The following is a 4,932-nucleotide window of genomic DNA, read 5'->3' as shown; positions in this document are numbered from 1 at the left end:
CCGGATGGGCGAACACTTCGCCGACAGCGTCCTCAACGGTAGGCCGCTCCGCTACAATCTCACGGACGCGGCAAACAACGCGCGGGTGTTGGAATCTCTCAACAGGGCAGCGCGGAAACCACATTCTGACGCCGTCCCAAGCGTTAGCTGAAGATTTCGCCGCTCGATCCGGAGACGCCGACCGCAAGCTGGTCTTCGGTCTTCCTGAAGGCTGCCACGATTGCGTTGATCCCGTCGCCCGGGTAGGCAAAGACTTTGTCCACTCCCATTGATGAAGCTGATCCAGCAAATCGCCCCAAACTGTTGCGATTCCACAGGCGATCTGCCCGAAATCCATTCCACATCGCCGAGAAAGAAAGACGCCGCATCCATGACCCAGCTCAATGAACGCACCATCCCTGTCTCCGGAGCCGATACCGCTGACGTGAGCCGACCCTTGCGACCCGTGATCGGGCAGACGTTTGACGCTGTCCTGTTCGATATGGATGGCACTCTCATAGACTCGACCCCCGCGGTGCGTCGGGCCTGGCTCGCCTGGTGTGCCGAACGTGGACTCGATCCATCGTTCCTGGACGGCGCCCACGGCCAGCCGGCCCGGGACATTGTGGCTTCCCTGGTTCCGACCGAGGAGTTCGACGAAGCCTTTGAGCGCATTCAACAAATCGAGATCGCCGAAGTCGGCGGCATCACCGTCCTTCCGGGAGCCGCCGAAGCGCTCTCGGCCATCAATGAATATCGCAAAGCGATTGTCACCTCGTGTACGCGGCCCCTGGCTACGGCACGAATCACGGCTTCCGGACTGGTGCCACCCCGCGTGGTAGTCACCTTCGACGACGTGGTGCGCGGCAAACCGGACCCTGAACCCTTCGCGCTCGGCGCCCAGCGGCTGGGTTTCGACCCCGGCCGCTGCCTCGTCGTCGAGGACGCAGCGGCTGGTCTGCGCTCCGCGCATGATGCCGGGTGCACGACCCTGGCGGTGGCGGGTACACACGCAGCGGCGGATCTGAATGCTGACCTCGTTATCACCAGCCTGGTTGACCTCGAATTCTCGGCAACTGCGGGCGGTATCCACATCGCGCGGCGTAAGTCCCCAGACAGGTAATCCCCCGGCTGCCAACAGCGTCCATGAAGCGCCTACCTATGCCTCGAAGGTATTCCAATGTCATCGATGACATTGTCATCTAACTTTGGCCCGATGCACCCGCGTGGAGTTCGGCGCTTCGTGGCGGCGTTCTGTAATCGCTCGATGTCGCAGTTGTCGGCAGCAGGCGCCGTCTTGCATGGCTAGGGATATGAGCCGTCTCACCGGCTGGGTGACCGCTCCGGCGTCAGAGCTCTGATTTTCGCGGAATTGTCATTTCAGAAGTCGTCTGCACCAGTCCATGCGGCAGGACGGGGCGAGTGCAGGCGACTACTGAGGTTGAATTGTCAGAAGTCCCGTGCACCCTCGTGCACTCTTCAAGAATCTTCTGCACCAATCTCGCGCCACGGCGCTGTGGCTGCTGCGCACCGGGTCGCTGATCGACTGGCCGATTGGATTCGACGATTTGGACTAGCGTTGACCGATGATTCAACCGCATCCACTCAGCGAGAGCGTTCGTTGCTGCCGGTCCCGGCGGTGCGGGTGCGCCAGGCGCGCCCGTCCAGGGAGGCAAAGAGCTCATCGGCCCGCCACTCGGTCCCCAGCAAACCAGGGCCGGGAGTGATGACGCGTTGGTTCATGGGCACTGCCATGACGTCATGCATGCCGCGGGCCTCCAGCCGGCGGCGCAGGCCCGTGTGTTGGCCATAGCCTGCGTACCCGGTCGTCCATGCGGCCTCTATCCCGGCGTCCAGGGCGCGTTCGATCATGTCGGCGGCGAGCATCGGTTTCGTGGCCATGGCCCGGTCCTCCGGGATTCCCGCACGTGTGCAGCGTTCCCGGTCCTCGGTCCAGGCTTTGGACAGGTACAGCTCCCGGTCAAGGAAGGTGCGTCCCAGCGGTGACGCGTAGGCTAGGAATACCCCGATCTGAGAGTTCTCCACCCTCCCGGCCGTGCCGGAGTACTGGCGGGCCACCCCGGCCGAAGCGGTGCCCTTCTTCAGGAACCCCGTTTCGTCAATCGCCAGAATCCCTCCCCGGGTCCCCCAGATGCCGAGCTTCACCGCTGAGGCCGCATTTTCGGTCGCACGAAGACGCCCCCTTCCTGCAACCAGGGTGGGAGGCTAATGCAAATGCAGTTAGTACAGGGACTTCGGAACTGACATTCGGGAAAGGGCCGGAGCAGCCGTTCGGTGCCCGCTCCGGGATCCCTATCCGGACGGATCGTCTGCGGTGAAGAACAGGATCCGGCAGGAACGTCACCATCGCCTCGGAACACAGCGCCACGAGATCCTTGGGTGGCCCGAAGCCCGCGCTGATTCGACGCCGGGCACTCAGCTCCTGGTCTCGTACCTGGTAAGGACCACACCGTCGGGAAACGTCCGGGTCTCCACCAGGCTCAGGTTCACCCAGTTGTCCAGGGCTGTGAAGAACGGCGTGCCGCCGCCCACCAGGACCGGATGGGTGACGATCGCGTACTCGTCGATCAGCCCGGCCCGCATGGCCGCCGCGGCGAGTGTGGCACCGCCGATGTCCATGGGGCCGCCGTCGTCGGCCTTGAGCCGGGTGATCTCGGTGACCGCGTCGCCGGTGATCAGGCGGGTATTCCAGTCGACCGTGCTGGTCGTCGAGGAGAACACCACCTTCGGCATATCCCGCCAGCGGCGGGCGAACTCGATCTGCGCCGGTGTGGCGCCAGGCTGCTGGTCGGCTGTCGGCCAGTGCGAGCTCATCGTCACCCACAGTTTGCGCCCGTACAGCGCCAGGCCCGTCGCCCCCACCCGGTCGGACCACCATTGGAACAGCTCGTCACTCGGTACGCTCCAGCCGAGGTCGTCGCCGGGCGCGGCGATGTAGCCGTCCAGGCTCAGGTTCATGCCGAAGGTCAGTTTGCGCATGGCGCCAGTCTCCCGTGAGTCGGTATTGGCTGTACAGACCAGCACGGCGCGGAAGAGTCATCGGTCAGGCCACACCGAGGGCCAGTTGACCACCACGCCAAGCAGATGCTCCGTACGGAAAGGATCCTTTACGGGACAGTGAGCAGGGTCTGCCGACTCCGGGCTATATATCCATCATGGATAGTCAGGCCAACGTGAGGGCGCGAGCAATCTGCCGCTGGGAGCAGACGGGGCTGATCCCGCCCCACCAGATGCCTTCCTAGGGGGCATTTGTGGAGGGGTTGGTCAGGTTGAGGCTAATGGTCTGGCCCGGGGCCAACTCCCCGGAGGACAGGTCTGTGAAGGCGTACCAGACGCGGGCGGTGCCGGTGAGCGGGCGGTTCGCGCATTCCAGATTCGCCTGCTCCGAAACTCCGAAACGGAAGGAGATCTTTCGCTCGGTATCCCCGGGCGCGGTGGTGTGGGTCTGGGGTATCCCGTCAGCGTCGGCGGTGAAGGTGCCTTGGGCGCCGTCGATCTTTAGCTCGCCGGGCATGAGTCTCACCCTGGTCTCCGCGGGGATGGGCCGGTCCGCGGTCAGGGACGGGTTGAACTGCAGCAACTGGTCGGTAGTGCACCGGAATTTGAAACCGAGGCTGTCGAACGAGTCACCGTCGACGGTGGTGTAGAAGATGGTCTGGCCGAATGAATTGTTGACGGTTGTTCCTCAACCGGAGGCTGTCGACCGGATTTTTCTGCAGCTGGATGTGGTTGCCGGCACGGACAAAGTAGGTGTTGCCCTTTTCGTACACGCACGGGACGTTGTTCGCTTCGGCCAGCTGCTCCTGGGTGATTCCGAACCGGTAGGTGATCCCGCCAAGGGTGTCATCGGCTTCAATGACATAGCTAGTGGGGATGCCGTTTTCGTCGACAGTAGCCGTCCCCTTCGCGCCCTTGATCGGGCCTGGAGGTGGGATCAGTCGAAGCTTTGTGTTGGGTGCCAACGTGCTCCCGGGCTGAAGCCCATTGAATTCAGCGAGTTTCTCTCGGTGATGTGGAAGGATGCAGCCACTTCCGCTGACATGTCACCGGGGACGGTGGCGTAGTAATCCACGTTCCCAAACGAATCGGTAACCGTCGGCCCCGCCAGGGAAGACTTCCCGGGGTCGGCCGGTGCCGTTCCAGTCGTGACGACGGCTGGCGACGCCATCACCTTTTCGATCGACGACGGTCCCGACGTTCATGCGGCCAACCCGGCTGACAGCAAAACGGCGAGTACCGCAACTCGAAAGCCCGTTCGCGGGGCCTTCCTATCAATTGAGAAACCGCTGGCTCCAGCCATCACAAACCCCCATGCGCTCCGACCCGCGGAGTCTTTTTCCGAATAGACCAACTGAGCGTAAAGGACGAATACCTCGCCGGTCACTAGCGTCCGACGACATGTTCTCCCTATGAACAGGAGCAAAGATCGCCACCGGAGGGTGTGAATCGCAGAGCTATTTGGCGCGTAAGTCGCAGAGATAAGTGGCAGGAGGGCGCGCCGTTTAAGGATCCTCCAGCAGTGCACCGGCTTAAATGGTGTCGTGCAACCGTTCGGTGCTTCTCAATTGGCTGGGCTTGTGTGTCCAGCTACTCGTGTCCTCTTCGATGAGCAACCCCTCCGAGGCGTAGAAACCTGAGTTGTCACGCTCGATGCCGAGGGCGCGGCAGTAGTCGTTCAGGGACTCAAGCGTGAACCGGTCGGGGATCTTCTCTGCCGTGTAGCTATCGAGGTTCTCGAAGGGCTGCGGATCGCCGAAGGGGGTCCAAAGCCAGCGGGACTAGTAGCTCGCCCGGATGGAACGGACGTGCCGTGCTCCCGAATGGATCGCTGCCGTAGCCCCTACGTGTCAGGGTTGGGTGAGGCCAGTACCTCATAGCAACTTCGTCTAATTCGTAGGGCGAGAATCAGGATCATCACCAATGTCTGTCTCC

5 protein-coding genes and 1 pseudogene are annotated in these 4,932 nt (G+C 62.6%); 1 reads left to right on the top strand and 5 read right to left on the bottom strand.

Annotated elements, in window-relative coordinates; translation table 11 throughout:
- Positions 1-143 precede the first annotated feature (143 nt).
- On the bottom strand, positions 144-269 hold the full coding sequence (locus tag ABIB27_RS19155) for a hypothetical protein (protein ID WP_354254684.1): 126 nt from the start codon (positions 267-269) through the stop codon (positions 144-146).
- A gap of 101 nt (positions 270-370) precedes the next feature.
- Between ABIB27_RS19155 and ABIB27_RS19150 the strand changes: the two genes are divergently transcribed.
- Positions 371-1,102, top strand: a complete 732-nt coding sequence (locus ABIB27_RS19150; RefSeq protein WP_354217072.1) for an HAD-IA family hydrolase — start codon at positions 371-373, stop codon at positions 1,100-1,102.
- Between the two features lie 497 nt (positions 1,103-1,599).
- Here the strand turns inward: ABIB27_RS19150 and ABIB27_RS19145 are convergent.
- The 4 genes and pseudogenes from ABIB27_RS19145 to ABIB27_RS19130 all read right to left on the bottom strand — a co-directional run.
- Positions 1,600-2,115, bottom strand: a pseudogene (locus ABIB27_RS19145) (IS701 family transposase); the annotation flags it as partial.
- A gap of 300 nt (positions 2,116-2,415) precedes the next feature.
- Positions 2,416-2,979 carry a dihydrofolate reductase family protein gene (locus ABIB27_RS19140; protein ID WP_354254683.1) on the bottom strand — a complete coding sequence of 188 codons (564 nt, stop codon included), beginning with the start codon at positions 2,977-2,979 and terminating at the stop codon, positions 2,416-2,418.
- A gap of 259 nt (positions 2,980-3,238) precedes the next feature.
- The gene (locus ABIB27_RS19135; RefSeq protein ID WP_354254681.1) at positions 3,239-3,514 is read right to left on the bottom strand and encodes a hypothetical protein; all 276 of its coding nucleotides are present in this window, start codon (positions 3,512-3,514) and stop codon (positions 3,239-3,241) included.
- A 112-nt stretch (positions 3,515-3,626) separates the two neighbouring features.
- Complete coding sequence (locus ABIB27_RS19130; protein ID WP_354254679.1) at positions 3,627-3,962, bottom strand: LysM peptidoglycan-binding domain-containing protein; 336 nt, start codon at positions 3,960-3,962, stop codon at positions 3,627-3,629.
- Between the last annotated feature and the right edge of the window lie 970 nt (positions 3,963-4,932).

It is taken from the genome of Arthrobacter sp. UYEF21 (assembly GCF_040546085.1).
In the GTDB taxonomy this organism is placed as follows: Bacteria; Actinomycetota; Actinomycetes; order Actinomycetales; family Micrococcaceae; genus Arthrobacter.
This window is presented reverse-complemented; position numbering and strand designations above follow the sequence as displayed.